This is a genomic window from Corynebacterium casei LMG S-19264 (assembly GCF_000550785.1).
GTDB classification, from domain to species: domain Bacteria; phylum Actinomycetota; class Actinomycetes; order Mycobacteriales; family Mycobacteriaceae; genus Corynebacterium; species Corynebacterium casei.
Genome location: NZ_CP004350.1, coordinates 1,332,068 through 1,358,619, shown reverse-complemented (window position 1 = coordinate 1,358,619; position 26,552 = coordinate 1,332,068). Strand labels below are relative to the sequence as shown.

The 26,552-nt window shown below is 55.3% G+C and carries 24 protein-coding genes; 4 read left to right on the top strand and 20 right to left on the bottom strand.

The annotated features are described in order from the left end of the window. Positions 1-93 precede the first annotated feature (93 nt). From CCASEI_RS06260 to pgsA, 3 genes are all read right to left on the bottom strand, one after another. Positions 94-459 carry a helix-turn-helix domain-containing protein gene (locus CCASEI_RS06260; RefSeq protein ID WP_006821760.1) on the bottom strand — a complete coding sequence of 122 codons (366 nt, stop codon included), beginning with the start codon at positions 457-459 and terminating at the stop codon, positions 94-96. Positions 460-525: 66 nt separating this feature from the next. Next, the gene (locus CCASEI_RS06255) at positions 526-1,038 is read right to left on the bottom strand and encodes a CinA family protein (protein WP_025387470.1); all 513 of its coding nucleotides are present in this window, start codon (positions 1,036-1,038) and stop codon (positions 526-528) included. Then, positions 1,039-1,617 (bottom strand): CDP-diacylglycerol--glycerol-3-phosphate 3-phosphatidyltransferase, encoded by a 579-nt coding sequence (pgsA, locus tag CCASEI_RS06250; RefSeq protein WP_025387469.1) that lies wholly within the window; start codon positions 1,615-1,617, stop codon positions 1,039-1,041. Positions 1,618-1,686: 69 nt separating this feature from the next. On the opposite strand from pgsA, the gene CCASEI_RS06245 reads away from it, so the two are divergent. Next, complete coding sequence (locus CCASEI_RS06245) at positions 1,687-1,980, top strand: YciI family protein (RefSeq protein ID WP_006821757.1); 294 nt, start codon at positions 1,687-1,689, stop codon at positions 1,978-1,980. Between the two features lie 124 nt (positions 1,981-2,104). Here the strand turns inward: CCASEI_RS06245 and CCASEI_RS06240 are convergent, their stop codons facing one another. The 7 genes from CCASEI_RS06240 to dapB all read right to left on the bottom strand — a co-directional run bounded on the left by CCASEI_RS06240 (position 2,105) and on the right by dapB (position 12,051). Next, the gene (locus CCASEI_RS06240) at positions 2,105-3,229 is read right to left on the bottom strand and encodes a TerC family protein (RefSeq protein WP_006821756.1); all 1,125 of its coding nucleotides are present in this window, start codon (positions 3,227-3,229) and stop codon (positions 2,105-2,107) included. Between the two features lie 229 nt (positions 3,230-3,458). Next, on the bottom strand, positions 3,459-6,623 hold the full coding sequence (locus CCASEI_RS06235) for a DNA translocase FtsK (RefSeq protein ID WP_025387468.1): 3,165 nt from the start codon (positions 6,621-6,623) through the stop codon (positions 3,459-3,461). A 101-nt stretch (positions 6,624-6,724) separates the two neighbouring features. Continuing rightward, positions 6,725-7,336 (bottom strand): TIGR03085 family metal-binding protein, encoded by a 612-nt coding sequence (locus CCASEI_RS06230; protein ID WP_006821754.1) that lies wholly within the window; start codon positions 7,334-7,336, stop codon positions 6,725-6,727. Positions 7,337-7,389: 53 nt separating this feature from the next. Then, positions 7,390-9,558 carry a ribonuclease J gene (locus CCASEI_RS06225; RefSeq protein WP_025387466.1) on the bottom strand — a complete coding sequence of 723 codons (2,169 nt, stop codon included), beginning with the start codon at positions 9,556-9,558 and terminating at the stop codon, positions 7,390-7,392. Further along, the gene (gene dapA / locus CCASEI_RS06220; protein WP_025387465.1) at positions 9,555-10,469 is read right to left on the bottom strand and encodes a 4-hydroxy-tetrahydrodipicolinate synthase; all 915 of its coding nucleotides are present in this window, start codon (positions 10,467-10,469) and stop codon (positions 9,555-9,557) included. Before dapA ends, CCASEI_RS06225 begins: the two co-directional genes overlap by 4 nt. 85 nt (positions 10,470-10,554) lie before the next feature. Next, on the bottom strand, positions 10,555-11,304 hold the full coding sequence (thyX, locus tag CCASEI_RS06215) for an FAD-dependent thymidylate synthase (RefSeq protein WP_006821751.1): 750 nt from the start codon (positions 11,302-11,304) through the stop codon (positions 10,555-10,557). Then, positions 11,305-12,051: a 4-hydroxy-tetrahydrodipicolinate reductase gene (dapB, locus tag CCASEI_RS06210; RefSeq protein ID WP_006821750.1), complete on the bottom strand. Its 747-nt coding sequence runs from the start codon at positions 12,049-12,051 to the stop codon at positions 11,305-11,307. It abuts the gene before it with no gap. Positions 12,052-12,149: 98 nt separating this feature from the next. Here dapB and CCASEI_RS06205 point away from each other — a divergent pair, with 98 nt between their 5' ends. Both CCASEI_RS06205 and CCASEI_RS06200 read left to right on the top strand, forming a co-directional pair. Then, positions 12,150-12,536 (top strand): VOC family protein, encoded by a 387-nt coding sequence (locus CCASEI_RS06205; protein ID WP_006821749.1) that lies wholly within the window; start codon positions 12,150-12,152, stop codon positions 12,534-12,536. Between the two features lie 63 nt (positions 12,537-12,599). Next, the gene (locus CCASEI_RS06200) at positions 12,600-13,274 is read left to right on the top strand and encodes an AMIN-like domain-containing (lipo)protein (protein ID WP_025387464.1); all 675 of its coding nucleotides are present in this window, start codon (positions 12,600-12,602) and stop codon (positions 13,272-13,274) included. Between the two features lie 116 nt (positions 13,275-13,390). Here CCASEI_RS06200 and CCASEI_RS06195 read toward each other — a convergent pair whose 3' ends face one another. From CCASEI_RS06195 to CCASEI_RS06180, 4 genes are all read right to left on the bottom strand, one after another. Continuing rightward, positions 13,391-15,667: a polyribonucleotide nucleotidyltransferase gene (locus CCASEI_RS06195; protein WP_025387463.1), complete on the bottom strand. Its 2,277-nt coding sequence runs from the start codon at positions 15,665-15,667 to the stop codon at positions 13,391-13,393. A 242-nt stretch (positions 15,668-15,909) separates the two neighbouring features. Then, positions 15,910-16,179, bottom strand: coding sequence for a 30S ribosomal protein S15 (gene rpsO / locus CCASEI_RS06190; RefSeq protein WP_006821746.1), 270 nt, complete (start codon positions 16,177-16,179; stop codon positions 15,910-15,912). A gap of 109 nt (positions 16,180-16,288) precedes the next feature. Continuing rightward, positions 16,289-17,209: a nucleoside hydrolase gene (locus tag CCASEI_RS06185; RefSeq protein ID WP_006821745.1), complete on the bottom strand. Its 921-nt coding sequence runs from the start codon at positions 17,207-17,209 to the stop codon at positions 16,289-16,291. A gap of 6 nt (positions 17,210-17,215) precedes the next feature. Beyond that, positions 17,216-18,232 carry a bifunctional riboflavin kinase/FAD synthetase gene (locus CCASEI_RS06180; RefSeq protein ID WP_006821744.1) on the bottom strand — a complete coding sequence of 339 codons (1,017 nt, stop codon included), beginning with the start codon at positions 18,230-18,232 and terminating at the stop codon, positions 17,216-17,218. A 45-nt stretch (positions 18,233-18,277) separates the two neighbouring features. On the opposite strand from CCASEI_RS06180, the gene truB reads away from it, so the two are divergent. Then, entirely contained in the window at positions 18,278-19,141 is an 864-nt protein-coding gene (truB, locus tag CCASEI_RS06175; protein ID WP_025387462.1) for a tRNA pseudouridine(55) synthase TruB, read from the top strand. Between the two features lie 25 nt (positions 19,142-19,166). On the opposite strand, the gene CCASEI_RS06170 is transcribed toward truB, so the two are convergent. From CCASEI_RS06170 to infB, 6 genes are all read right to left on the bottom strand, one after another. Beyond that, positions 19,167-19,853 carry a 4'-phosphopantetheinyl transferase family protein gene (locus CCASEI_RS06170; protein ID WP_025387461.1) on the bottom strand — a complete coding sequence of 229 codons (687 nt, stop codon included), beginning with the start codon at positions 19,851-19,853 and terminating at the stop codon, positions 19,167-19,169. Between the two features lie 2 nt (positions 19,854-19,855). Next, positions 19,856-20,677, bottom strand: coding sequence for a metallophosphoesterase family protein (locus tag CCASEI_RS06165; RefSeq protein WP_025387460.1), 822 nt, complete (start codon positions 20,675-20,677; stop codon positions 19,856-19,858). A 93-nt stretch (positions 20,678-20,770) separates the two neighbouring features. Then, positions 20,771-22,081, bottom strand: coding sequence for an MATE family efflux transporter (locus tag CCASEI_RS06160; RefSeq protein ID WP_025387459.1), 1,311 nt, complete (start codon positions 22,079-22,081; stop codon positions 20,771-20,773). Beyond that, positions 22,068-23,039, bottom strand: a complete 972-nt coding sequence (locus CCASEI_RS06155) for a DHH family phosphoesterase (protein WP_025387458.1) — start codon at positions 23,037-23,039, stop codon at positions 22,068-22,070. The genes CCASEI_RS06160 and CCASEI_RS06155 overlap by 14 nt, the downstream gene beginning before the upstream one ends. 8 nt (positions 23,040-23,047) lie before the next feature. Then, positions 23,048-23,482 carry a 30S ribosome-binding factor RbfA gene (rbfA, locus tag CCASEI_RS06150; protein WP_006821738.1) on the bottom strand — a complete coding sequence of 145 codons (435 nt, stop codon included), beginning with the start codon at positions 23,480-23,482 and terminating at the stop codon, positions 23,048-23,050. 164 nt (positions 23,483-23,646) lie between these two features. Continuing rightward, complete coding sequence (infB, locus tag CCASEI_RS06145) at positions 23,647-26,508, bottom strand: translation initiation factor IF-2 (protein ID WP_025387457.1); 2,862 nt, start codon at positions 26,506-26,508, stop codon at positions 23,647-23,649. Positions 26,509-26,552: the final 44 nt, after the last annotated feature.

The window sequence follows — 26,552 nt, the reverse complement described above, 5'->3', positions numbered from 1 at the left end:
TCGAGTAAAAGTTCAATCACGAAACAGCACAGTGGACATGCAAAAGACACACGGGGCAAACGCACGCCGAAAGGCGCGGTCCCCACCGTGTGACTAGAATTCAGAAGCTGCCGGAGCAGTAGAGGCAAGCTCTTCGTTCACAGTCGGCAGCGACATGTTGCCAGCCGCCTCAATGAGAACGTCAGAAACTGAAGCGCCAAGTGCATGGCACACAGCAGCAAGCATCTCAGAAGATACTTCCTTGCGGCCGCGCTCGAGCTCAGAGAGATAGCCCGGGGACACGTGTGCGCTAGCGGCGAGCTCACGCAAGGTGACGCCCTTGTCAGCACGGAATGCGCGCAATGTCAGGCCAAGTGCCTCACGCAGAAGCGGCTCGGGATGACGAACACGAGCACTGTGCGGTGCGGAAGCTCCGTGGGAACCAGTGGTTTTTTCGAGGAGTGCAGTTGTAGTGTTCATTACTTGGTATAACGACGCTCAACTTTAATTTGTTCCCGCGTTGTTAAAAATTAACCTTTGCCGAGCTCAGATACTATCTAGCAACAGCTGCAGCGCGCATTCCACAGCTTGCTCTCGTATCTCATTGCGCTGACCACTCAGCACCTTGATGGTGGCAGACTCAACTTCGCACAGTGCTTGCACCGACGTGTCATTTTCGGCCCGAATTACCTCGACGCCCTCAGGGCCGGCGCAGGCAAGAAACACCTCCCCGACAGGATGACCGTCCTGGGAATCAGGACCTGCCACACCAGTCAGGGCCACGGCCCATGTGGCATCACAAACCAGTCGTGTGCCCTTGGCCATCGCCGCGGCGACTTCGGCGGAGACTACCCCGAATTCATCGACAAACTCTTGCGGCACATGAGCCAAAGCCACCTTGAGGTCACTCGCATACGTGACAAGCCCGCCCCGCAGCACCGCCGATGAGCCTGGTACCTGCGCAATGGTTGCACTTGCTAAGCCCGCTGAGAGAGACTCGCAAAAAGCTAGGGTTTCTCCACGCTCAGTAAGCTGACGAACAACCTGGGCGGCACGCATCTAGTTGTGCCTTCTTGCATCCATGAGATACTGCGCACCGGTAACAACCGTCACGGCAACCGCTAGCAGCATAACAACGTAGGACGGGATGTCCATCCAGCCCGGCAATGGGCACAGGTAAAGTGCAACAGCCAAAGACTGAAGAACTGTCTTGAGCTTGCCGCCCTTTGATGCAGGCACGACCTTGCCGTTGCGCAACATCCACATGCGCCACAAGGTGATGCCGAACTCGCGGAACAAGATGACAACGGTGATCCAGACGGGAAGCACACCAATGATGTTCAAAGACACCAAAGCGGCCGTCATCAACGCTTTATCAGCGATTGGGTCAGCAATCTTTCCGAAGTCAGTTACCAGACCACGTGCTCGCGCAATGTCGCCGTCGAGCTTGTCAGTGGCCATCAGGACAGCGAACAGACCGAAAGCCCACCACTGTTGTCCGGATAGCACCAGCCACACGAAGACGGGGATAAATAAGATGCGCAAACTGGTCAGAACATTTGGCAGGTTCCAGTTGGATGGCTTTGCTGCCCCGGAACCTGAATTCGCGCTATCTTTTGGAGTGGTCACACAAAACATAATACCGTGCATGAATTATTAACGAACCACCCCACCGACATGGGCTGAGAAATCCGTACAATCGGACAGATGAAGTTCTTCGCAGTTACATACGAGTACAACCCAAATCACCCTCGCCTGGATGAAGTTCGCCCTGAACACCGCGAGTTTATTTCTACTTTGAACAACCAGGAACAGATCCTGGGTTCCGGTCCTTTCACTGATTCCAAGGGCGGCGCACTCATCGTGCTCCAGCTCGATGAAGACACCGTCCTCGAAGACGTCATCACCATCATGGACGGTGACCCCTACTGGATCGAGGAGCTAGTGCAAAAGCGCGAAATCCGCGAATGGAACCCGGTCATTAACTCCTTCGAAGACTAGGCACAGCTACTCACACCCCCAATAGGCAAAGAAAGGCGGGCACCAGTCTCTACACGATGTAGAGCTGGTGCCCGCCTTGAAGTGTTTTATTGCCTCGGTTGCTTGAGCTCACCGAAGTAATTGGCTACTTACCGTTTGGCAATTCGCTTGCTGGAAGCTCAGAAGCATAACCAACCAAGTCACCCTTCATGTTGCGGACAATCTTGTTGGCCTCCTCATCCCAGTCATAGTGGTTGTGGGAAATGTGGATGCCGCCTTGTGCTTCATCACGCTTGTTCTTGATGATGGAAGCAACGACGGTCACCACAAGCACACCGACGATGACCAACAGCGATGTGGTGGTGCCCACCTCAGGCACAGCAACATTTTCGCCACCGTTAATAAAAGGCAGATTGTTCTCGTGCAATGCGTGCAGCAGCAGCTTGACGCCAATGAAGCCCAAGATGATGCCCAGACCGTAGGACAAGAAGACCAGGCGGTCCAGCAGGCCATCCAGAAGGAAGTACATCTGGCGAAGACCCATCAGAGAGAACGCGTTGGTGGTGAACACCAGGAATGGCTCCGAAGTAATACCGTAGATAGCAGGAATGGAGTCAAACGCAAACATGATGTCAATCAGGCCAATAGCAATCAGCGCGATAAACAGTGGAGTCAGCGCAAGCTTGCCCTTCTTAGGTCCAGACTCTTCGCGGTGGGTCAGCTTGTCGCCGTGGTAGCGCGGAGTCACGTGAACTACCTTGCGCAGCCACTTAATGATCATCATGTCATTAGGGTCGGTCTCTTCCGCATCACGAATCTCATCGATGATGAGCTTGACTGCGGTAAACAGCAGGAAGATTGCGAACAGGTAGAACACGTCCGACCAAGCAGCAATGACTGCTGCGCCCAGCAAAATGAAGATCAAGCGGAAAATCAGCGCCAGCACGATACCGATGAGAAGCACCTTCTGCTGGTACTTACGCGGAATCTTAAACGCGCCCATAATCAGAGCGAAGACGAACAGGTTATCAACCGACAGAGCCTTTTCTGTCACATAACCCGTGTAGTACTGCATCGCGTGCTCTTGGTCCCACAGACCCCAGACCAACAGGCCGAAGAGCAATGCAATGGCAACGTAGAACGCGGTCCACGTACCCGATTCTTTCAGGGTTGGTTCGTGTGGCGTTTTAACGTGGGAATAGAAATCAAAAATAAAGAATCCGGCAATGACGGCACCCGTCAGAAGCCAAATCCACAAAGGTACACCCATGGTTTTATCCTCCGGTCTCAGGAAACTTAGATTGACCGGAGGTCTCCCCCGCCTGCATTCGCGGGCCGACACGACCGGGAGAATCTATCCTGCATCAATGGTGACGCAATCAAATTCTGCCGTGTTGACGATCAGTGCCAATTAACGGGGTACTCCCCTCCAAGACTTCTTACACTCTACACGAAAACCCCACCCAATCAACGTCTCAACATTTGGGTGGGGTCTCGGACTAGAACGCGCCTGAAGTGGGGTTGTAAGTCGCCTGCACGGTGCGGGCATCCCCCTCATCACCGGATGCAGGGTCCTCCTCTGCAGCGCTGTTGGCTTCAGCCTCAGCAGCCATTTCGTCCTGGACTTCCTTCGGCGCATCCGCTGGGTCCGCGCCCTTGATCATCCAGACGATGGTTTCGAGCTCTTCAGGTTTGACCAGAACCTCACGAGCCTTGGAACCTTCAGAAGGTCCGACCACGCCACGTGATTCCATCAAGTCCATCAAGCGGCCGGCCTTAGCGAAGCCGATGCGCAGCTTGCGCTGCAGCATGGACGTGGAGCCCAACTGGGAGGTAACAACCAGGTCGACTGCCTCAAGCAGGTCGTCCATGTCCTTACCAATGTCGTCATCGATTTCCTTCTTGGCTGCCGATGCCTTCTCTTCGGTAACGCCCTCGGTGTAGTTCGGCTGCGCCTGATCCTTGGCGGCTTCAACCACAGCGTGGACTTCTTCGTCAGCAACGAAAGCGCCCTGAACACGCACCGGACGGCCACCCTGTGGGATAAACAACGCGTCACCCATACCGATGAGCTTCTCAGCACCACCCTGGTCCAGGATGACTCGGGAGTCAGTCAAAGAAGATGTCGCAAATGCCAGACGGGATGGAACGTTGGTCTTAATCAGACCAGTAACAACATCCACGGATGGACGCTGGGTTGCCAGCACCAGGTGGATACCTGCCGCACGTGCCTTCTGAGTAATACGCACGATGGAGTCCTCAATCTCCTTCGGCGCAGTCATCATCAAGTCAGCCAGCTCGTCCACCACACACACGATAAATGGGTACGGACGCATTTCGCGCTGCGACCCCGGAGGGGCGGTCAGCTCACCTGAGCGAACCTTGCGATTGAAGTCCTTGATGTGGCGAACACGCGCGGACTTCATGTCCATGTAGCGCTGTTCCATCTCCTCCACCAGCCACTGCAGCGCAGCGGCAGCCTTCTTTGGCTGAGTAATGATTGGGGTAATCAGGTGCGGGATGCCTTCATAAGGAGTCAGCTCCACCATCTTCGGGTCTACCAGAATCAGACGAACGTCTTCTGGGGTCGCACGAGTCAGCAACGAGACCAACAGCGAGTTCACAAACGCCGATTTACCGGAACCAGTGGCACCCGCAACCAGCAGGTGCGGCATCTTCTGCACGGAGGCTGAGATAAACTCACCCTCAATGTCCTTGCCCAGACCAATCAGCATTGGGTCGTGGTCCGCGATAGTCGCTGGGGCTTCCAGCACCTCACGCAAACGCACCATCTCGCGGTCTGGGTTCGGAACCTCAATACCTACAGCAGACTTGCCCGGAATTGGGGTCAAAAGACGCACATTCTCGGTCGCAACGGCATAAGCCAGGTTGGACTGCAGGTTCGTAATCTTCGATACCTTGACGCCAGGTCCCAGCTCGATTTCGTAGCGGGTCACTGTTGGGCCGCGGCTAAAGCCGGTGACCGCAGCGTTGATCTTGAACTCTTCAAAGACGTCCGTGATCGCTTCAATAGTGCGGTCATTAACTTCCGTGCGCCCCTTCGACGGCGCGCCCGGGGTCAACAAGTTGGTCTCTGGGATTACGTAATCGGGCGCCTCGAATGCAGCAGATTCGCTACCGAAGGCCTCGTCTTTATCCTCAGTATGTGGATCGGCAGTTGGCTTACCGGTGACAGGATCAATACCAGATCGGGCCAAGATAGCTTGACGCATGGCGTCTTGGGAAGACGACACAACATCGCCATCGCCGCTGCCTTCGCTCGCCGGTTCAGCAGCTCTAGTAGGCGTCGCACTTGGCTTGTCGATGATCCGCGTAGGCTCAGCCTTCTGCACCGGGTTGGCAGGAGCTGGCTTAGATGGGGTCGGCGTGGTCATTGCCGGTAGAACCTGCGTGTCATTTTCAGACGGGCCTTCATCAACCGGGTAGCGGCCTGGTTCCGGCGCGTCTTGTGGTAGATCCTCGGTCGGATATGCCTCCATTGGGCTGCGCGGTGCGGAACGAGAAGTTGGACGTGGACTAACCCGCGGGCTTACGCGTGTAGTGCGGGTGCGTTCGCGTCCGCGTTCGATATCCGCGATGTCATCGCTGACAGAGCCATAAAGGTCATCGCCCTCGTCCTCGTCATACTCGTCCTCTGCGTCAGCAGGCGACATGGTCTGCTTAATAAGTGCTGTGATGTAATCAATCGCCTCGCGCACGGTGATGCCGGTGACGCGCAGTGCGCCGTAGATAATGACGAGGATAAGCAGTGGGACAGCAACGTAGGAAGAAAAGCCTGCTGCCAACAATCCACCGGTCCAGGCACCGACCGCGCCGCCGGCAGCGATGCGCTCATCCCACGCACTCGGATTGCCTGCAAACAGGTGAATGAGACCCAACATGGCCACGATGATCATTGTGGTGCCAATGATGACGCGAGTCGGGATACCCGTCTCCGGAGCGCTAATGTCAAGCATCAGGGCTAGAGCTAACGCGATTAGTGCAACTGGAAGCACCAATGCACCAGCGCCGATGACCAAGTGAATGGCATGGGCAACCGCGGCACCAATCGGGCCAGCAATATCCAGCCACACGGATGCACCAACGATAGCGGCAATGCCCAACAGGATCAGGCCGACAGCATCCGGGTTGCTTACGCGCCAGCCTGGCGAGTCTGCCTTCTCTACGGTGTCTTCTTCTACCTCATCGACATCACCAAAGTCATCGAGGGAAAGCTCTTCCTGAATTGGCTCTTGGCGCGCCTTAGAAGTCACGCTTGATTTGCGGCGCTTGCGCCGTGCGGGTTTGTTCGAAATGTCGTCATACTCCCTTGCATGTCCGAACTGATCATCATCTTCATTTAATTCGCGGTCATTGTCACCGTCATAATCTTTAGACGGTTTCAGACTCGCCATTCCGTCGCCTACTGAGCGTGTCACACTTCCAACGCCCCGGGCTGTTGCACCAAGAGCTTTGGACAAGCCACGTCCAACCGCACCAAAGGCGCTACCGGTTCGCTGATGCGAGTTGGTAGCGCTTGGGGTTACTTGCAGTTTGGTTTCTGCGGCGGATCCGCCTCGCGCGCGAGCAGGCCGAGACCGGTTAGCACTCTTGGTGCTAGAACGTGGCCGGCGTGACGAGCGAGAAGCATTCTTGACAGACATGCTTGTAACTTTAGCCGCAGAAACACCTCTCGTCACATTAGCCACACGGAGATCGCAGGATTTCCTGAAACTAGATTCTGGGCGAAAGTATCGCTCAATACTTAACGGACGATCTTGGATTCATCCCCATTGATTGTCACATCGACGACATCACGGCCTGAAGCCCAGAGCAACAACTCCCCTACTTCACCACTGACGCGGATGACATCGTTGCCGTTGCGCGCAACGCCCTTCTTGTCCGCTGCAACGATTCGATCAAAACCACGAGGATGAAGCACAACTGGGCTGTGTGATTTCTTCAGCATCATCGGCGCCATCATTTTCAGCGATCCGTAAAGCTGCTTCTGCGCTTCCTGGGATAATGGTTGAGGCGTGGTCCTGCCATTAGCCCGGCGCACATCCTCGTGGTGGATAAAGTTCTCCGACGTATTCATTTGTTTATCAATGAACTTAACAGGCTTCGGTGGTCCAGCAGCCCATTCCTTAACTACTTCTTCATAATCACGCTCTAAGGTTTTCTGCGTTAAGTCTTCTAGGCGCGGTTCTAGTTTGGAGATAAACATTCCGCCCGCAGCGTCAATGCGGTTTTCCCGGATCCATAAGTGTGCCGCAAGATCTTTGGTCTCCCAACCTTCGCACAGTGTTGGAGAATTAGGACCAAGGTCAATGAGAAGAGCTGCTAATTGGCTTCGTTGAGCATTGGAAAAAGTCATGTCCCCCAGCATAGACATGCTGGGGGACATTGAGCTGAAGCAGTCCTAGGAGATTACTGGGAAGGACGGGTTGCCTTGACGTCCTCATCATCTGCAACCAATACTTCGCGGGAAGTGGCGATAATGGTTGGCAAAATAACTGGCTCACGCTTGTACTGGGAATCCATAAGCTTGGACACCTTGCGGCGCAGACGCTGAACCATACGGTAAGTGTCGTTCTCACCTTCAGAAGCCAAGTCGTTCATGGTGCTTTCGACCAGTTCGGCTACCTCTGGAATGATGCCGCGGTCATCATCGCTAAAGCCCGTGGTGGACACGGTTGGGTGCTCCAGCAGACGCGAAGTGCGGTTATCAATGACACAGGTGATGGATACAACGCCGCCGGAACCAAGGTTGGTGCGGTCCGCGAGGGTATCTGCGTCGACATCGCCCATGTTGACACCGTCAACGTAGAGGTGACCAACGGTGAGCTGACCAACAACCTGTGCGCGACCATCTTGCAGGTCAACAACCACACCATCTTGTGCAAGCACAACGCGGTCGCGGTCAACACCGGTGGAGATAGCCAGTTCCTTGTTGGCGCGCAGGTGGCGCCACTCGCCGTGTACTGGCATCGCATTCTTGGGACGCGCTGCGTTGTACAGGAACAGAAGCTCGCCGCCGTAGCCGTGGCCTGAAGCGTGAACCTTTGCTTCCTTGTTGGTGATAACTTCCGCACCAATCTGGGACAGCATGTTCATAACACCGTAGACGGCTTCCTCGTTCCCCGGAATCAGGGAGGAAGAGAAGATAATCATGTCGCCATCGCGAACAGTGATCTGACGGTGCTCACTGCGCGCCATGCGTGACAATGCCGCCATTGGCTCGCCCTGGGTACCGGTGGTAATCAGAACAACCTTGTGCGGAGCCATCTTTGCTGCGTCTTCAATGGAGATGATGGTGCCGCGTGGCACCTTCAAGAAGCCCATCTTCTCAGCGATTTCCATGTTGCGCATCATGGAACGGCCATTGAAAGCGACCTTACGGCCAGCCTTCACTGCAGCATCAATTGCCGCCTGAACACGGTAAACATTGGAAGCGAAGGTCGCGATGATGACACGCTGGCGAGCTCCGGCAACCAGACGGTTGAAGGTTGCCGGGATGTCACCCTCAGATGCGGAAACACCTGGGATGTTTGCATTCGTCGAGTCACACAGCATGAGGTCAACGCCCTCATCACCGAAACGAGACAGCGCAGGCAGGTCGGTTGGACGACCATCAAGTGGGGTCTGGTCCAGCTTGATGTCACCGGTGTGGATGACGTTGCCAGCTGGAGTGCCCAGCATGACGCCAAGTGCATCTGGAACAGAGTGGTTAACTGCCCAGAAGCGTGCACGGAATGGACCGTAGCTAACATCGGACTTCTCATTAACCTCAATGAACTTTGGACGCTGACGGTGTTCCTTACACTTCGCAGCAATCAGCGCGATGGTGAAACGGGATGCAACGATTGGGATATCGGAGCGCAGCTTCAGCAGCCATGGAATCGCACCAATGTGATCCTCGTGTGCGTGGGTGACAATCAAGGCTTCAATCTTGTCAATTTTGTTCTCGATTGGCCCAAAGTCAGGCAGAATCAGGTCGACGCCTGGCTCGCCGGAGGATGGGAAGAGCACACCACAGTCGATAACCAACAGCTTGCCGTCATATTCAAAGACGGTCATGTTGCGGCCAATTTCAGAAATGCCGCCCAATGCGTAAATACGCAAAGAGCCGTTAGCCTGCTTTGGTGGTTGTGGCAGACGCTTGGTCAGATCCGCACCCTGCATGGACTTAGGAACGTTGCGACGGTTGTTGTTGTTTCCACCACGACGGTTGTTGCGGCCACCCTGGTTGCCACCGCCCTGGTTATTGTTGCCGCCTTGGTTGTTCTGGCCGTTGTTTTGACCATTGTTGTTCTGGCCATTGCCGCCACGGCCACGACCGCGGGAACCACGGGAACGGGAGCGACGGTTGTTGTTGCCACCCTGGTTGTTGTCCGAGGAGTTCTTCTCGGAGTTTCCAGCGTTGCCGGAATTTTCAGACTTCTGCTCAGCAGGGGCATTGTTTGATACCGCGTTTGCAGAGTTATCTGGGGCCTGGAAAACAGGCGAAGCCGATTCATTCGAAGCGGTTTCCTGCACCTCCGCTGGTGGACCCGCCTTTCGGGTTACCTTACGGGGACGGTTACGGGATTCATTCATTCTTTAAGGACTCCAGCCTTCTTCATTGTCCTGCGGAGATCCTCGAGCTCATCGGCGCTTGCGCCGACTACTGGCAAACGTGGATCTCCAACTTCAATGCCCTGCAGTCGCAGGGCTTCTTTTGCAAGTGTTACGCCTCCGAGACGGGCCTGTTGCTCCGCCAGAGGGATAAGAGTTTGTGCGTTAATCTCCCGTGCACGCTCAATGTCGCCGCGGTCAAAAGCGTCCCACAGTTCAGCCAGCTCGCGTGGAGCTGCATGGCCCACTACTGAAATAAATCCGGATGCGCCAACAGACAACCATGGCAGGTTGAGTGGGTCATCACCGGAGTACCACGCAAGATCAGTTTCTGCGATCAAACGTGAGGCAGCTGCAAAATCGCCCTTTGCGTCTTTTACAGCCTTAACGGTGGGAAGTTCTGACAAACGCAGCAAGGTATCAGTCTCAACTGGGATACCTGAGCGTCCAGGGATGTCATAGACACAGATAGGTAAGTCTGTGGCATTCGCTATCGCTGCAAAGTGCGCGTAGACACCTTCTTGTGACGGCTTCGAGTAATACGGCGTCACAATCAACAGGCCATCCGCGCCAGCATCAGCACACTTCTTTACCAGCTCAACCGAGCTCGCAGTGTTATTCGTGCCTGCGCCGGCGGTGATCTTGGCCCGGTCTCCTACTTCATCCTTTACAGCTTTGAGCAGTTCCAGCTTCTCATCCACAGTAGTAGTGGGTGATTCTCCAGTGGTGCCAGACAGGATCAAAGAATCCAAGCCGTTGTCCACCAGGTGTGCGGCTAGCTGCCGAGCCTTCTCCACGTCGAGTGCGCCGTCACCATCAAAGGGAGTGACCATAGCGACACCAACGCGGCCAAAGTGCTCGACACCTGTCCTTGCTGTCATACCTGTGCTCATGGCAATCAAGATTACCCGCTTGCCCATCATTTCGGCATATCGGTGCCCGTGTGTGGCGAAAATCGGGCCCTAGCCTGGCACTAGGCTAGGCATAAGGCGAGGATGCCATCTCCGTACCATCTGCCAGCGTGGAGATATTAAAATCATCAAAAAGCACCGGTGCTTGTGCCTTTAACAAGCGCAAACAAGCGATAGCTACACTGCGAATTTCCACATCTGCATACTCTGTTGCTCGCGCGCCGATAAAGTGCCGCCAGGCACGATAGTTTCCAGTCACAACAATGCGTGATTCGGTGGCATTAGGAAGAATCGCTCGTGCCGCCTGACGTGCTTGTTTCATGCGCAATATGGCATTGGGTTCATCGGCAAGCTTCTCTTCAAGCGAACGCAACAGCTCCTCATACACAAAACGCGTATCATCAACAGCTTCTAGGAGCAGCCGCGACAATTGCTCATCATCTGCAATGGACTTCGGAACTACTACTTCCGCATCCTCCGGATGCACAAAGCGCTGCGAAAGCTGCGAGAAAGAAAAGTGACGGTGACGTACCAGCTCGTGACATGCCGAGCGGGAAATGCCTTGAATATATAACGTCGCGGTGGCGTGTTCTAACAGCGCCTCATGGCCCACCTCCAGCAGATGCCGCAAGTAGGACTCATTGGTTTGCGTACGCGGATTCGGCTTGTCGAAGGAGTCATAGCAGGCACGCCCAGCAAACTCTACGAGCGCTTCTGCATCCGACGCCTTCTCATCGCGTTCCCATGCTGGCTGCGGGGGTTTGTGAAACTGCGTTGCAGCTATCAGCTGTACATCTAGGTTGACTTGCTCAGCCATCTATAGCCCCAAGAACTTTTCCAGACCATAAGACAGACCTGGGAACTTCTCGATTTCGCGAACACCCAGCAAAACGCCTGGGGTGAACGAACTGCGGTCATAAGAGTCCTGGCGGATGGTCAAAGACTGTCCTTCCGCACCAAAGATAACTTCCTCATGCGCAACCATGCCGCGGGTACGAACAGCGTGAACCGGAATGCCATCAATGAGTGCGCCGCGTGCGCCGTCCAAAGTCTGTTCTGTCGCATCTGGCATAGCGCCCAAACCTGCTTCCGCACGTGCTTGCGCGATACCTTGTGCAGTGTGAATAGCGGTGCCAGACGGCGCGTCCAGCTTGGTTGGGTGGTGGTATTCGACTACCTCAGCGGTCTCAAAGTACTGCGCAGCCTGGCGCGCAAAAACCATGGTCAACACGGCGGAGATAGCGAAGTTGGGAGCAATCAGAACATTGCCAGCGCCTTCTTGCGCGGCCCACTGTTCAACCTGCTGCAGGCGCTCCTCGGTAAAGCCGGTGGTGCCTACTATGCAGTGAATGCCCTGGGCGATGCAGTATTCCAAGTTTCCCATGACCGAGTCTGGCTGGGTAAAGTCCACCACTACTTCTGCGCCATTGACGGCCAAAAGCTCCAGGGAGTCATCGCGGCCAATGGTTGCCACGAGCTCCAGGTCTTCGCTTGCCTCGACGCCTTGGACGATTGCCTGACCTACGCGACCTTTAGCCCCGAGTACACCGACTTTAATAGTCATCTACACCTTCTCCTTGAATCAAGCATGAAATGGTTTGGTTGAAAGTTCTTTTTCTCTAGCGCTCCAGTGTAGCGAGATGCGCTGCTAAGGTTTTAACCATGCGCATTTATATTGCTTCCGTATTCGTTGATGACCTTGAAAAGGCCCAAGATTTCTACGTCAATAAGCTCGGTTTCGTTGTCAAAGACAGCGTTAAAAATGAGCACTTCTGGTGGCTGACCGTCACCAACCCAGACGGTGGTACCGAACTGCTTCTGGAACCAAACGGCCACCCAGCAGCGCAGGCTTACACCGAGGCGTTGCGCAAGGACGGTATCCCTGCCACACAGTTCCTTTCCGATGATGTTGAGGCAGAAACCGCAGCGCTCAAAGAAAAAGGCGTTGAATTCACCACCGAACCAACTGACTACGGCCACTCTGTGGTCTCTGCTTTTGATGACACCTGTGGCAACTTGATTCAACTGGTGCAGCTGAAGAACCAGTAAATCTCAACCTCACTGTTACCAATTTGTCTCAATAGACACTTCTTAAACAGCTAAACTGGGAGTATGTCTATTCGCCGTATTTCCCTATCCGCTCTGGGCTTGGTAACAGCCACCACTTTGCTTGCCGCATGCTCATCCCCTGCTGATGAGACTGCGGCTAGTTCTATTTCCCCTGCTACATCAGAAGAATCAACCTCCGACACAGCAGCGTCAGAGACAACACTTGAAGAGCAGACTTCGCCTACTCCAAGCACCGTTGAGGCAACCACCGATGGTTCACAAGCCATCACTCCCCTGGGCTCGCCAGATGTGACCGATAAGCAAGCCCGTCCATCAGAAGGCACCAGCCTGATTCCGAAGGGCGTACGCGTTGCCGATCACGGCGCTTTCACCCGCGTTGTCTTGGATTATGAAGGCGAAGGTAAGGCCGGCTGGTACACACAGTTGACGGCTGAGCCAGCACAGCAAGCATCCGGCTTTCCCATTGAATATGACGGCGCCACCGCCATCGTTATCGGTGTTGAATCCACGCCATGGCCATCCACTCCTGAGTTGGAAGAGGCCTACATGGACTCCGGCAAGGTTGAGGGCACTGCCGCCGGCGTTGTCACAGGCGTCGAGTATGTCAACACCTTTGAAGCTCAATCCCAATACGTCATTGGCCTCAACAAGGAATCCGCCTACTCAGTCACCTCTCTTGAAGGCCCACCGCGCGTTGTCATTGACATCTTGAACTAACCAGTTGAAGTGCCGCCCGCAGGATGCTACGGCGCCTTCACATGAAAACAAGCAGTGCTCCTAGCGGAATCAATCGCTCAGGAGCACTGCTTGTCATTTAGGCCAGATTAAGGCTTTTATTCCTCGACTGGAACCAGGGAGATCTTGCCGCGGTTGTCAATGTCCGCGATTTCAACCTGGATCTTGTCGCCAACGTTGACAACGTCCTCGACCTTTTCAATTCGCTCATCGCCACCGAGGTTGGAGATGTGAATCAGACCGTCACGGCCCGGGGTGATGGACACGAATGCGCCGAAGGCAACGGTCTTTACAACGGTGCCCAAGAAACGCTCGCCGACCTTCGGCAGCTGAGGGTTCGCGATAGCGTTGACCTTCTCAATTGCCGCGTCAGCCGCTTCACCGGTGGTAGCAGAAACGTAAACAGTACCGTCATCTTCGATGGAAACGTCAGCGCCGGTTTCTTCGGTGATGGTGTTGATGGTCTTGCCCTTAGGGCCGATCAGCTCACCAATCTTAGAAACTGGAATCTTGATGGAGGTGATCTTTGGCGCCTGTGGGGACATCTCATCTGGACCATCAATGCCCTCAGCCATGATGTCCAAGATTTCCTCACGCGCGTTGCGTGCCTGCTGCAAAGCGTTAGCCAGAACCTCAGAAGGAATACCGTCCAACTTGGTGTCCAGCTGCAGTGCAGTGATGTAGTCGCTGGTGCCGGCAACCTTAAAGTCCATGTCGCCGAATGCGTCCTCAGCGCCGAGGATGTCAGTCAAAGCAACGAAGCGCTCTTCGCCCTTGACCTCACCGGAAACCAAGCCCATCGCGATACCTGCAACTGGTGCCTTCAGTGGAACACCTGCGTTGTACAGGGACATGGTGGATGCACAGACAGAACCCATGGAGGTAGAACCGTTGGAACCAAGCGCCTCAGATACCTGGCGGATGGTGTATGGGAACTCCTCACGGGAAGGGATAACTGGCAAGAGTGCGCGCTCCGCAAGTGCACCGTGGCCGATTTCGCGGCGCTTTGGAGAACCAACGCGGCCGGTCTCACCGGTGGAGTATGGAGGGAAGTTGTAGTGGTGGATGTAGCGCTTGGACTCAACTGGGGTCAGGGAGTCAATGGTCTGCTCCATCTTCAGCATGTCCAAAGTGGTCACACCAAGAATCTGGGTCTCACCGCGCTCAAACAGTGCCGAACCATGAACGCGTGGAATAAGTCCGATTTCAGCGCCCAAGTCACGGATGTCCTCTGCTGCACGGCCATCAATGCGGAAACCTTCGGTGAGGATCTTCTCACGCACGATTTCCTTCATCAGCTGGTTGTATGCAGCACGGATCTGCTTGGAAGCATCACCTTCGGTGAAGACCTCAAGAAGCTGTGCTTCTACTTCTTCCATGTGCGCGTTGGTTGCATCCTCGCGCTCCTGCTTCGCAGCAATGGTCATCAGCTGACCGAGCTTCTTCTCAGCCTTGCGAGCGACTGCGTCGTAGACCTCATCAGCGAATGGTGGGAAGAGTGGGAATTCCTTCTTCTCCTTCGCCGCGCGCTCCGCCAAACCTGCCTGTGCTTCACATAGGGACTTGATGAATGGCTTTGCTGCTTCCAGGCCCTCAGCAACGGTGGATTCCTGTGGTGCTGGAGCACCCTCAGCAATGCGCTCATGAACGTGAACGCCAGCGCCAGCTTCAACCATCATGATGGCAACGTCTTCGACGTTCTTGCCCTTGTTCTTGCGGGTGACAATACGGCCCGCAACAACCATTTCAAACAGTGCGCGTTCGTGCTGTTCAGCATTAGGGAACGCTACCCACTGGCCCTGTGGGTGCTTGTCATCAGAAAGCAGCGCCATGCGCACGCCGCCGACTGGGCCGGAGACTGGCAGACCAGAAAGCTGGGTTGCAGCCGAGGAGCCATTAATGGCAATGACGTCATAGTATTCCGCTGGGTCCAGGCTCAGAACAGTGTTGATGACCTGAACCTCATTGCGCAGGCCCTTCACGAAGGTTGGGCGCAGTGGGCGGTCAACCAGGCGGCAGGCCAAGATCGCCTCGGTAGAAGGACGGCCTTCGCGGCGGAAGAAAGAGCCTGGGATCTTGCCGGCTGCGTACATACGCTCTTCCACGTCCACGGTCAGTGGGAAGAAGTCAAAGCCTTCACGTGGCTGGTTGGATGCAGTCACGGTGGTCAGCAACATGGTGTCATCATCAAAGTAAGTGGTGACAGAACCATCAGCTTGGCGGGCAAGCTGGCCGGTTTCAAAGGTGATGGTGCGGGTACCAAAGTCACCGTTGTCTAGGACTGCGGTTGCTTCGAGGGTGCCAAAGTCTTCATCGCGTGCGAAGCTGACCTGGTTGTTTGGGGTTTGCGCTTTCCCGCTATTGCGTGGGCTCATAAAGAGAGGATCTCCTTCGTAGAGTATCTGGCGATCATCGATGTCGCCATCAGAATTGTTCATTTACGTATTTTTGCACGTACGACGCTCCATAGTCTACCAAACTCCCAGCTCGTACACACTGCCAGTCCACTAGATTTGACAATGTGGGGCAAAACATAAACTAACGCCGCTGCGAGTTCGTTAAAACAAGCAGCGGCGTTAGTTAAAAGCTTTAAAAGCTTAAGCAACCCAATTGAGGCTTAGCGACGCAGACCCAGACGGGAGATCAGGTCACGGTAGCGGTCAACGTTGTTAGCTGCCAGGTACTTCAGCAGACCACGACGACGACCAACCATAAGCAGCAGACCACGACGAGAGTGGTGATCGTGCTTGTGGAACTTCAGGTGCTCGGTCAAGGTGTTGATACGGGAGGTCAGCATTGCGACCTGTGCCTCTGGAGAACCGGTGTCGGTCTCGTGGAGGCCGTATTCCTTGAGGATTTCAGACTTCTTCTCAGCGCTCAATGCCATGAGATTTTCTCCTGTTAATATTTCAGTCCGCATTAAATCAAACAGCTAGGAGCTGCTACTAAGCAACTGCTGCGAACCGCAGTCACAAAGCGATGTCCAACATTACCCTTTACTGAGCCAAACGGGCAAATAGTTGCCCAAGCTTATCGATGAAATCAGGCACGAACGCATCCACGTCCACACCCACGGCAACGCGGGTTTCAACCTCGGAACCATCCCAGCGTCCAATGGTGCGCCCTACCGTCGGGCCTTCGGTGTCAACTTGAAGCGGCAGAATCAAACAATCCACGAGGTCAGGATCTACGGCCACGGCAACAGCTAGCGGGTCATGCAGCGCGCAGCCATCCATGTGAGGATTGTTTTCTTGATAAGCGTCGATGTAATAGCCAGCCATATCCGCAAAGGCATCTCCCGCCGCAGTACCGCGCCAGGAGTCTGCCTCAGCCCGAGTCAGCTGGGTTTGCATGGTGACGTCTAAGCCCACCATAGTCATATCTTCAGCGAGCTGGTAGACGGAATTGGAAGAAACTGGATCCTGGGAGATATTTGCCTCAGCAGCCGGTGAAACGTTGCCCGGCACAGTCAGTGCACCACCCATGGTAACCATGCGAATCCCGCGCAAGGCCTCATCTTTTTCCAGAGCTTTGGCGGTGGTGGTTTGCGCGCCGGTGGGCACAACAACTAGGTCCTCGCCGTACTTCGCAGCAGATTCGATGAGAAAGTCCACGGCCTCGCCAGCGGACTCAGCATTATCCGTAGCGATATTTACTTCCCCAACGCCGTTGGTGCCATGAATGCGGGCGGAAGCTTCAGAGACCACAAACCCTTCAATTTCCACGCCGGCATAGACCGGAATATCCGGCTGTCCCAGCAGTTTCAGCAAGGCCCGGGTATTTGCCATGCCTTGCTCGATAGTCACGTTGCCATAAGTTCCGGTGACACCAATGAGTTCAATGTCGGGGTGGGCAATGGCATAAGCCAGTGCAAATGCGTCATCAATGCCGGTATCGAGGTCCAGAATCATTTTCATGGGCGTCTATCCTTCTGTTTGTAGAAAGTAAGTCTCTGGCGCAAGCTTATGCTCAGCGGCATCGGTAGCAAGTACCTCACGGGTTTTCAGCACGTCTTTCGCCATGACTTCTAGCAACTGCTCCACTGAGTCGAACTTCTCCATGTCACGTACATGATCAACGAATTCAACCTGAACATCATGGCCGTACAAATCTGCTTCGCGGTCAAGGACGAAGGACTCTACGGAGCGCTGTTCATCGCCGAAAGTCGGATTGGTTCCCACAGAAATCGCTGCTGCATAGGCAATGCCTGGTTCCATGTTTCCACTCACCGGGGCTCCCGTTGGAATGATGGTTAACCAGCCGGCATACACGCCATCGGCAGGCAATGCGACTGTGTCATGGAAATACTGGTTCGCTGTCGGAAAACCTAACTCCTTGCCGCCACGACCGGCACCGCGCACCACCGGGCCGGAGACGGAAAAGTGCCTGCCTAACGCCCAGTTGGCGCGCGCGACATCACCCTGGGACAGGTAATCGCGCACCGTGGTGGACGAAATCCGTACACCTTCATCATCCAGCAAGTCAATAACTTCAACGGACATGCGGGATTGGCAAATGTTCATCAAAGAGTCAGCGGTACCAGCGGCGTTTTCACCAAAGGTGAAGTTCGCGCCCACCACAACATGCGCGGCGTGCAGCGTGTCCTCCAGCAGAAACTCCACATATTTTTCCGGAGAGATTCCAAAAAGTTCTTTGGTGAAGTCAATGACTAAGACTGCGTCAATGCCATAGATTTCCGCCAATGCGAAACGCTCAGACAAAGTGGTAATCCCCAGCGGTGCACGACGCGGCAGGAATACAGAAACCGGGTGCGGGTCAAAGGTGACCATGACGGCTTTTGCTCCCACGGAGCGGGCTTTAGAAACAGTTGCATTAATCAGTTTTTGATGTCCACGGTGTACACCGTCAAAGACACCAATGGTGACTGCACTGTTGTTTAAGTCCGCGGGGACTTCTGCTGTTCCGTACCAAATATCCACGCCTTACATGCTAGATCATTTGGCTGCAGATTAGACTATGGCCTCATGACTGACTCAGGACTTGTTGTTGTGGATAAACCGGCCGGCATGACTTCTCATGACGTTGTCGCCCGCATACGAAGGGAGTTTGGCACCCGCAAAGTCGGCCACGCCGGCACCCTAGATCCCATGGCCACGGGTGTTTTGATCCTGGGTATTGAACGCGGCACTAAGTTTTTGGCGCACATGGTTGCAGCCACCAAAGCCTATGACGCCACCATTCGTTTGGGTGCTTCCACCACCACCGATGACTTTGAGGGAGAAGTCATTAACCAGACCTCTGCTGAGCACATCACTGATGAGCAAGCTTTGGCAGAAATTAAGAAGTTAACCGGCGATATCATGCAAAAGCCAGCGAAGGTCAGCGCCATTAAAATTGACGGCAAACGCGCCTACCAGCGTGTACGTGACGGCGAGGAGGTTGATATCCCTGCCCGTCCGGTGACAGTTAGCCGCTTCGATGTCAATGCCAGCCGTACCGAACCACGCGAGTTTGATGTCACCGTTGAGTGTTCATCGGGTACCTATATTCGCTCGTTGGCTCGTGATTTAGGCGATAGCCTGGGTGTGGGTGGGCATCTCACCGCCCTGCGGCGCACGGCGGTTGGGCCATTTTTGCTTGCCGATGCCTCCCCGATCGACAACCTACAGCTCTCCCTCACTCTCGATGAGGCACTTGTGCGTTGCTACCCACGCCTCGATGTCACCGAAGAAGAAGCAGCCAAGCTTGCCATGGGCCAATGGTTAGAGCCACGTGGGCTCAAAGGAACTCACGCTGCCGTTGGACCGGATGGCCGCTCCGTTGCATTGATCAAAGAACAGGGCAGGCGTCTAGCAACCGTCTTCGTCGCGCATCCTTCGACTCTCTAGACCTCGAAGCTCTGAAATACTGGCCTTAGTAGGCCAGGCGCTCGTGGCCAATGCCTTCTTCTACGGTGGTGGCCACGAGGACATATCCGTCTTGGACCATCCAACGGCCGCAAATGAATGGCACTGGGGTTGGGCGCACCAAGAGATAAGAAATCAAAGTGCCATCTTCGCGGATATCAATCTCCGCCTGGTCAAAACCTAGCCAGCGATGAGTCATGGGGAACCACGCTTTATAGGTTGCTTCCTTTGCGCAAAACAGCAATCTATCTGCATAGGGAATGCCCGCTTCGCGGAGGCGATTGATCTGTGGAATCTCGCCTGAGCGCGCAATCATGGACAACACGCCTTCGGGCAAAGGTTCTGCCTTTTCAGCATCGAGCCCGAGCGACAAAACCTTCTTTGTCGGCGCTACCACGGCTGCTCTAAATCCAGTGGTGTGCGTCAATGAGCCGGTAAACCCTTCCGGCCACAGTGGCATCCCACGTTCCCCGCGCAAAATGGGGTCTGCGCCTATATAACCTAGTTCCCGAAGTGCTTCGTGGGCGCACCAACGAGCATCACCAAATTCTGCCTTGCGGACTTCCACTGAATGTGAAACAAGGGATTGCTCCAGGGGATGCAAATTCTGGAAGTTGACGAGGTCGAAGCCTTCGGTGCCGGTTTTTACGTAACAAAAGCGGGCGACATCGGGAAAGAGGGAGGGCTCTAGCATGATCACTTCTCCTCCCCCATCGTCATCACAGGGTATGGCCACAATTGTTTACCTTCATGCGCCATCCACTCACGCGGGTATCCAAGTGAAACCTCGATATGGTCTACCCCATCAATCTTATCTACAGAAGGCATGTGTAGGTGGCCATATATAACAGCTTGTGCGTTATATCGTGTCGGCCATTGGCGTGTATGCCTAGAACCGCACCACAAGCCAATTTCCGCCCAGCGCATTTTCAGCGTCGGTTCCTGTACCAAGGGCCAATGATTAATCAAGATTGTTGGCCCTGAAATACGCGACAAACGCTTGATGGAATAAGCCAGCCGGTCCCAGCACCACGCGCGCACATCCACGAACGGCGCAATGGCAATCTCATCTGTCATCATGATCTGGCGCTCAGCGGCGGCCATAATCGCCTGTTCCACCGTGGTTCCTGGCGCGCGGAAAGAATAGTCATACAGGGTAAACAATGGCGCGATCGTGACGCCGTTGAATACTGGAAAAGGGTCTTCCGGAGTATCCACGTCGATTTCGCGGCAGCCTTCAACCAATTGGTTGTACTTGTCGCGGCCTTGATAGCGGTCTGTGGAGCGCGAGAACAGCTCATGGTTGCCCGGCACCCAAATGACTTTGGCGAAACGAGAACGCAGCTTCTTGAGCACTTGCACCACTAAGTCAGTGCGTTCTGCAACGTCGCCTGCAACAATCAACCAGTCAGACGGGTGTTGCGGTTGGATGTCATCAATTCTGCCGTTATTGGCCTTGACCGCAGCATGCAGGTCGGAGACCGCCCACAGTGTCGTGTGCGATGCCTTTCCAGCCATGTATTTACCCCTAGTGCTCGGTCATGTTGTAACTACTGAGACTTTAGCAGTCGCTTGTTTCTCTAAGGTCTATCGCGCGCCGCGGCACAAGCGTTAGCCCACAACCGCCCAACGCATGGAATAGAAGCGGAAGACCACGGCAATGGTGCGCAGTCCGATAAAGGCTGCCAAACCACACCAGATTCCCGCCAATCCTAAGTCTAGGAAGTAGGCGATCAAGATGCCTGGCAAGAAGCCGACGATGACGGAGCCAACGGTAATCGTGCGCAAGAACGCCGCATCTCCCGCGCCAAGCAGGACTCCGTCGATGGCGAAGAGAACACCACCGGCAACAATCATCGCAATCATGATCCACCACGGAATCCGCATGGCTTCTAGCACTGCTTCATCATTGGTGAAGATGCGCGGGATAAAAGCAGCGCCGAGCGCAAATACCGCTGCGAGTCCTCCAGAAAAGATCACCGAATAACCAATGATTTTTTGTCCGGCACTGCGTGCCGTATCAACGGACTTCGCGCCCAAAGCCGCACCGATAAGCGTTTGCGCAGCAATGGCAAGGGAATCCAGCACGAGCGTGAGGAAGTTCCAGATTTGCAACATAACTTGGTGCGCGGCCAAAGGAGACGTGCCAAAGCGCGCTGCGACTGCTGCAGCAGAAAGAAAAGCCACTTGCAGGCTGGCAGAGCGGATAATCAAGTCTCTACCCAGGACCAGTTGGCGTTTGATAACACTCGGGCGCAAACGCCACGAGACTGTGTGTTGCTTTTTCAACTCCAGCAAAAAGAGCACTGCGATAATGCCCATGCCCAGCACGTTGGCCCAGGCGGAGCCGACCAATCCCCAAAAATGCACGAAGATGGGGACGGCGATGGCACCTGGAATCAATCCAGCTAGTGTGAAATACAGTGGCTTCTTAGTATCTTGAATACCACGCAACCAGCCGTTGCCGGCCATCTCCACCAAGGTTATGGGAATAGCAAGGGCCGCCACGTGCAACCAGGCGGCTGTGAGTTCTGCAGTCTCTGGATTGCCAGTCATCCACAGCGCTATCTGTCCGCCGAAAAACCACATCACACAAGCCAGCGCGAAGCCGACTATCAGCGCGACGTACGTCGCTTGCACGCCTTCAGCGACTGCCTCGTCCTTCTTACCGGATCCGAACAACCGCGAAGAGCGCGCCGTGGTGCCATAAGACAAGAACGTCAACTGGGTGGTCACCACTGACTGCACCGCCGCAGCGGCACCAAGTGCCGCGAGCTGTTCCGCACCAAGGCGACCCACCACTGCTGTATCCAGCAGCAGATACAAAGGCATGGCTGCCAGCACACCGAGTGCTGGCAGCGCGAGGCCAAATACCTTCCGGGCAGAAACATGCTCGGCGGAGTTGCTGTTAGAGCTTGTCAACGATATTCACTAGTTCCGCAATAATTTCTTCTGGCTCACCCTGCGTCGAATAACCAGCAGCAGGCACATGTCCGCCGCCACCAAGACGCGCAGCGACCTGGGCGCAGTTCACGTCATTAGAGCGCAACGACACTGCCCAATACCCTGGCACCTGTTCCTTGAACACCACGCCCATATCGGTGCCGTCCAATGCGCGGACAAAGTCCACCATGGTCTCAACAGCAGAATCTGAATGGCCAGAAATCACATCATAACGACCATAAAGCACAGCAATGGTGTGGTTACCAGCAGGGACAATCTGGACATCGGCAAGCACCCTGCCCAGCATCTGCAAGTCCTCAGCGGTGGTGGAATCCAATAGATCCACGGAGATCTGCTTGGTGTCCAGCTCAAATTCCATGAGCTCCGAAGCCAAGGTATGCATTCGAGGTGAACCCCAGCGGAAACTGCCCGTATCCGTAACCAATCCGGCGTACATCGCATGCGCGATGTCATGGTTGATGGTCACGCCGAGCTCCTCCAGCACCGATTTCAATACCGTGGTCGTGGACTCACAACCTGCGACGACCAGGTTGATGTTGCCAAAGCCAGGATTCGACGCGTGGTGGTCAATGCAGACCACGTTTCCGCGGCGAATCATCTTGGCCAAATCTGGCGCCAAGACCCCAGTGCGATCCAGTGAGCCACAATCCACCGTGACATAAAGGTCATAACCTTGCGGCAAGGAGGTTGCAGTCTCCACGGTGTCCGTGCCAGGAATGGTGAAAAGATTCTCCGAAATAGGCCAATCTTGGCCAATCACGCAGCGCGTCTTTTTACCTAGCTGCTCCAGCGCAAGACGCAGCGTGGCCACCGAACCTAGCGCGTCAGCATCTGGGCGCAGGTGCGCCACGATGCACACGGAGTCAGCTTCCTGGAGTGCTCCCACCACTTGGGAAATTGAGGACTGTTGGGACATTGCCAGTTCTATTCCGCATCCGTCTTATAAGGATTCGCTTCGCCGGCTGGCTTCGCGTTCTCCTTGAGCTTTGCCAGTTCCTCATCACGTGCACGGGCACGTGCGAGCAGCTCTTCCATGTGGGCAGATGCTTCTGGAACCGCGTCAAACTCAAAAGACAGCGTTGGGGTGAAACGAACCTGCAACTGATCGCCCATGATCTTGCGCAGCTGGCCCTTGGCACGGTTGAGTGCCTCGGCAGCCTGATCCAGGTCTGGCTCCGAATCAATATCTACGCCGCGAACCGTGTAGAACACAGTCGCGTCATGCAGGTCGCCAGTCACGCGGGCGTCGGTAACTGTGACTAGTTCAAGCCTGCGGTCTTTAATTTCGCGTTCGATAGCGCTTGCCACAATAGTCTGAATGCGCTTTGCCATCCGGGCCGCGCGTGCATGGTCAGCCATGGTATTCGCCCTTTCTTCTACTTTTTTAAAACTCTGAACAATCCTAGTTCATTTCCTAGGAATCGAAAACACTTGCTTAAGGGCTAAAGAAGCCGGGCACAAGGCCCGGCTTCTTCAACTTTTCCAGTAGTGAGCAGAGCTAACTACTCACAATTACTACCTGATTAGGTACGTGGTACTTCAACTTCCTCGTATGCCTGAATCAAGTCGCCTACCTGAATGTCTGGGTAGGCCAAGACCATACCGCACTCGTAGCCAGCATTGATTTCGTTTGCGTCGTCCTTCTCATGACGCAAGGAAACAATCTTGGAATCGGAAACGATGACGTTGCCGTCGCGGACAATGCGAACCTTGCCGTTGCGCTTGACCTTGCCCTCGGTGACCATACAACCTGCGATGGTACCGATAGCGGAGGACTTGAACAGGGCACGGATCTCTGCCACACCGGTGTCGCGCTCTTCGTAGGTTGGCTTGAGCATGCCCTTGAGTGCCTGCTCAACTTCTTCGATAGCACGGTAGATGACGGTGTAGTAGCGAACGTCAACACCTTCGGCATTAGCCTCCTCGGTTGCCTTACCTTCAGCGCGAACGTTGAAGGCAATGATGACAGCGTCGGAAGCTGCAGCCAAGGAGACGTTGGTCTGGGTAACCGCACCAACGCCACGGTCGATGATGTTGAGCTGTACCTCGTCATCAATCTCAACCTCAAGCAGAGCGTCTTCCAGTGCTTCAACAGAACCGGCGTTGTCGCCCTTGAGGATGAGGTTAAGAGTCGAAGTCTCCTTCAATACTGCATCCAGATCCTCGAGGGAGACACGCTTGCGGGACTTAGCCTGCATTGCGGAACGCTTACGTGCATCTCGCTGAGCTGCGATCTGACGTGCAACACGGTCATCTTCAACAACGAGCAAGTTGTCGCCAGCGCCTGGAACACCGTTCAGACCATGCACCTGGACTGGACGGGAAGGTCCAGCCTCAGAGACGTCCTGACCGAATTCGTCGAGCATACGACGAACGCGACCAAACGCGTCACCGACAACGATGGAGTCACCGATACGCAAGGTACCGCGCTGAACAATAACCGTTGCCACTGGGCCACGACCGCGGTCCAGGTGAGCTTCAATGGAAACACCCTGTGCATGCATGTCTGGGTTAGCAGTCAGCTCCAGTGCCGCATCAGCGGTCAGAACAACAGCCTCGAGCAGGGCATCAATGTTGGTGCCCGCCTTAGCGGAGATGTCCACGAACATGGTGTCGCCACCGTATTCTTCAGGAACCAGACCGTACTCAGTGAGCTGGCCACGGATCTTGTCCGGAGCAGCCTCTGGCTTATCAACCTTGTTGACTGCAACCACAACTGGGATGTCCGCTGCCTTGGCGTGGTTAATTGCCTCAACAGTCTGTGGCATAACGCCGTCGTCTGCTGCGACAACCAGGATTGCCAAGTCGGTGGACTTTGCACCACGGGCACGCATTGCGGTAAACGCCTCGTGACCTGGGGTATCCAGGAAGGTTACGGTGCGCTCGCCACCATCGACATCGACCTGGGTCTGGTATGCACCAATGCCCTGGGTAATGCCGCCGGCCTCGCCAGCGCCTTCATTCGTCTTACGGATGGTGTCCAACAGACGAGTCTTACCGTGGTCGACGTGACCCATGACGGTGACAACAGGAGGACGCTTCGCGAGGTCTTCCTCTGAACCTTCATCATCACCGAACTGCAAGTCGAAGGACTCGAGCAGCTCACGGTCTTCGTCCTCTGGGGACACAACCTGAACGTCGTAGTTGACCTCAGCACCGAGCAGCTGCAAGGTTTCTTCCGAAACAGATGCAGTAGCGGTCACCATTTCACCGAGGTTAAACAGTGCCTGTACCAATGCTGCTGGATCCGCACCGATCTTCTCGGCGAAGTCAGACAGGGATGCGCCACGACGCAGACGAATGGATTCGCCCTTGCCGTCTGGAAAGCGTACGCCACCAACTACGTTTGGTGCGCGTAGCTCTTCGTACTCATTCCTCTTCTGACGCTTCGACTTCTTACCACGACGTGGTGCGCCGCCTGGACGGCCGAATGCACCAGCGGTGCCACCGCGACGTCCGCCGCGGCCACCTGGACCACTGCGGAAACCGCCCGGAGCGTTGCCACCCTGGCCACCTTGACCGCCGCCGGCGCCTGGGCGCCCGCCACGGCCACGTCCTCCGCCAGCTGCTGCCTTTTGAGGCATTGCTGCTGGGTTTGGATGTGAAGGCATCATTGCTGGTGATGGACGACGTCCGCCACCCTGGCCACCAGACTGCGGCTTGTTATCGCGCTCGCGGTTATCTGGACGGCCGCCCTCGCGCTTGTTGCCACCCTGTGGCTTCTGGCGAGGACCCTTTGCTCCACCTGGGCGAGGTGAAGGACGATCGCCTGAACCGCCACCGGAAGAAAATGGGTTGTTCGCAACGCGGCGGGAGCCGCCTGGCTTAGGCATGGAGCGTGGGGTTGGCTTGTCGCCACCCTCAGCACCTGGCTTCGGAGAACCAGGCTTTGGTGCATTTGCCTTTTGTGCGCCCGGCTTCGGAGTACCAGGCTTTGGTGCGCCCGGCTTGCCTGCGTCGGTCTTTGGTGCTTCTTGCTTCGCAGCAGCAGGCTTTGGAGTGCCTGGCTTTGGAGCTGCCTGAGCGGCCGGCTTCGGAGCAGCCTTCTTAGCTGCTGCCGGTGCTGGCTTGGATTCAGGCTTAGCTGGAGCTGGTTTAGCAGCGCCAGGCTTTGGAGCACCTGGTTTTGCTGCGCCTGGCTTTGCAGGTGCAGACTTTGGTGCCGCTGGCTTCTTAGCCGAGTCACCCTTAGCTGGGGCCTCAGCATTGTCGCCGCCGACGCCCTGTGCTTCATAATGAGCACGCATCTTCTTCACCACAGGTGGTTCGATGGTGGATGATGCGGTCTTTACAAATTCACCCTGCTCCTTGAGCGAAGTGAGTAGTTCTTTACTGGTAATTCCGAGCTGTTTCGCCAGCTCATGAACGCGTAGCTTACCTGCCACTTGTCTCCTCTTGGTTTCCCTAGAGGCGACAAGGCGCCCCTAGG

What these genes read in the sequence shown, in the direction of transcription:
- CCASEI_RS06260 (WP_006821760.1), bottom strand. Translation starts at nt 459, where the DNA reads ATGAACACTACAACTGCACTCCTCGAAAAAACCACTGGTTCCCACGGA.
- CCASEI_RS06255 (WP_025387470.1), bottom strand. Translation starts at nt 1,038, where the DNA reads ATGCGTGCCGCCCAGGTTGTTCGTCAGCTTACTGAGCGTGGAGAAACC.
- pgsA (WP_025387469.1), bottom strand. Translation starts at nt 1,617, where the DNA reads ATGTTTTGTGTGACCACTCCAAAAGATAGCGCGAATTCAGGTTCCGGG.
- CCASEI_RS06245 (WP_006821757.1), top strand. Translation starts at nt 1,687, where the DNA reads ATGAAGTTCTTCGCAGTTACATACGAGTACAACCCAAATCACCCTCGC.
- CCASEI_RS06240 (WP_006821756.1), bottom strand. Translation starts at nt 3,229, where the DNA reads ATGGGTGTACCTTTGTGGATTTGGCTTCTGACGGGTGCCGTCATTGCC.
- CCASEI_RS06235 (WP_025387468.1), bottom strand. Translation starts at nt 6,623, where the DNA reads ATGTCTGTCAAGAATGCTTCTCGCTCGTCACGCCGGCCACGTTCTAGC.
- CCASEI_RS06230 (WP_006821754.1), bottom strand. Translation starts at nt 7,336, where the DNA reads ATGACTTTTTCCAATGCTCAACGAAGCCAATTAGCAGCTCTTCTCATT.
- CCASEI_RS06225 (WP_025387466.1), bottom strand. Translation starts at nt 9,558, where the DNA reads ATGAATGAATCCCGTAACCGTCCCCGTAAGGTAACCCGAAAGGCGGGT.
- dapA (WP_025387465.1), bottom strand. Translation starts at nt 10,469, where the DNA reads ATGAGCACAGGTATGACAGCAAGGACAGGTGTCGAGCACTTTGGCCGC.
- thyX (WP_006821751.1), bottom strand. Translation starts at nt 11,304, where the DNA reads ATGGCTGAGCAAGTCAACCTAGATGTACAGCTGATAGCTGCAACGCAG.
- dapB (WP_006821750.1), bottom strand. Translation starts at nt 12,051, where the DNA reads ATGACTATTAAAGTCGGTGTACTCGGGGCTAAAGGTCGCGTAGGTCAG.
- CCASEI_RS06205 (WP_006821749.1), top strand. Translation starts at nt 12,150, where the DNA reads ATGCGCATTTATATTGCTTCCGTATTCGTTGATGACCTTGAAAAGGCC.
- CCASEI_RS06200 (WP_025387464.1), top strand. Translation starts at nt 12,600, where the DNA reads ATGTCTATTCGCCGTATTTCCCTATCCGCTCTGGGCTTGGTAACAGCC.
- CCASEI_RS06195 (WP_025387463.1), bottom strand. Translation starts at nt 15,667, where the DNA reads ATGAGCCCACGCAATAGCGGGAAAGCGCAAACCCCAAACAACCAGGTC.
- rpsO (WP_006821746.1), bottom strand. Translation starts at nt 16,179, where the DNA reads ATGGCATTGAGCGCTGAGAAGAAGTCTGAAATCCTCAAGGAATACGGC.
- CCASEI_RS06185 (WP_006821745.1), bottom strand. Translation starts at nt 17,209, where the DNA reads ATGAAAATGATTCTGGACCTCGATACCGGCATTGATGACGCATTTGCA.
- truB (WP_025387462.1), top strand. Translation starts at nt 18,278, where the DNA reads ATGACTGACTCAGGACTTGTTGTTGTGGATAAACCGGCCGGCATGACT.
- CCASEI_RS06170 (WP_025387461.1), bottom strand. Translation starts at nt 19,853, where the DNA reads ATGCTAGAGCCCTCCCTCTTTCCCGATGTCGCCCGCTTTTGTTACGTA.
- CCASEI_RS06165 (WP_025387460.1), bottom strand. Translation starts at nt 20,677, where the DNA reads ATGGCTGGAAAGGCATCGCACACGACACTGTGGGCGGTCTCCGACCTG.
- CCASEI_RS06155 (WP_025387458.1), bottom strand. Translation starts at nt 23,039, where the DNA reads ATGTCCCAACAGTCCTCAATTTCCCAAGTGGTGGGAGCACTCCAGGAA.
- rbfA (WP_006821738.1), bottom strand. Translation starts at nt 23,482, where the DNA reads ATGGCTGACCATGCACGCGCGGCCCGGATGGCAAAGCGCATTCAGACT.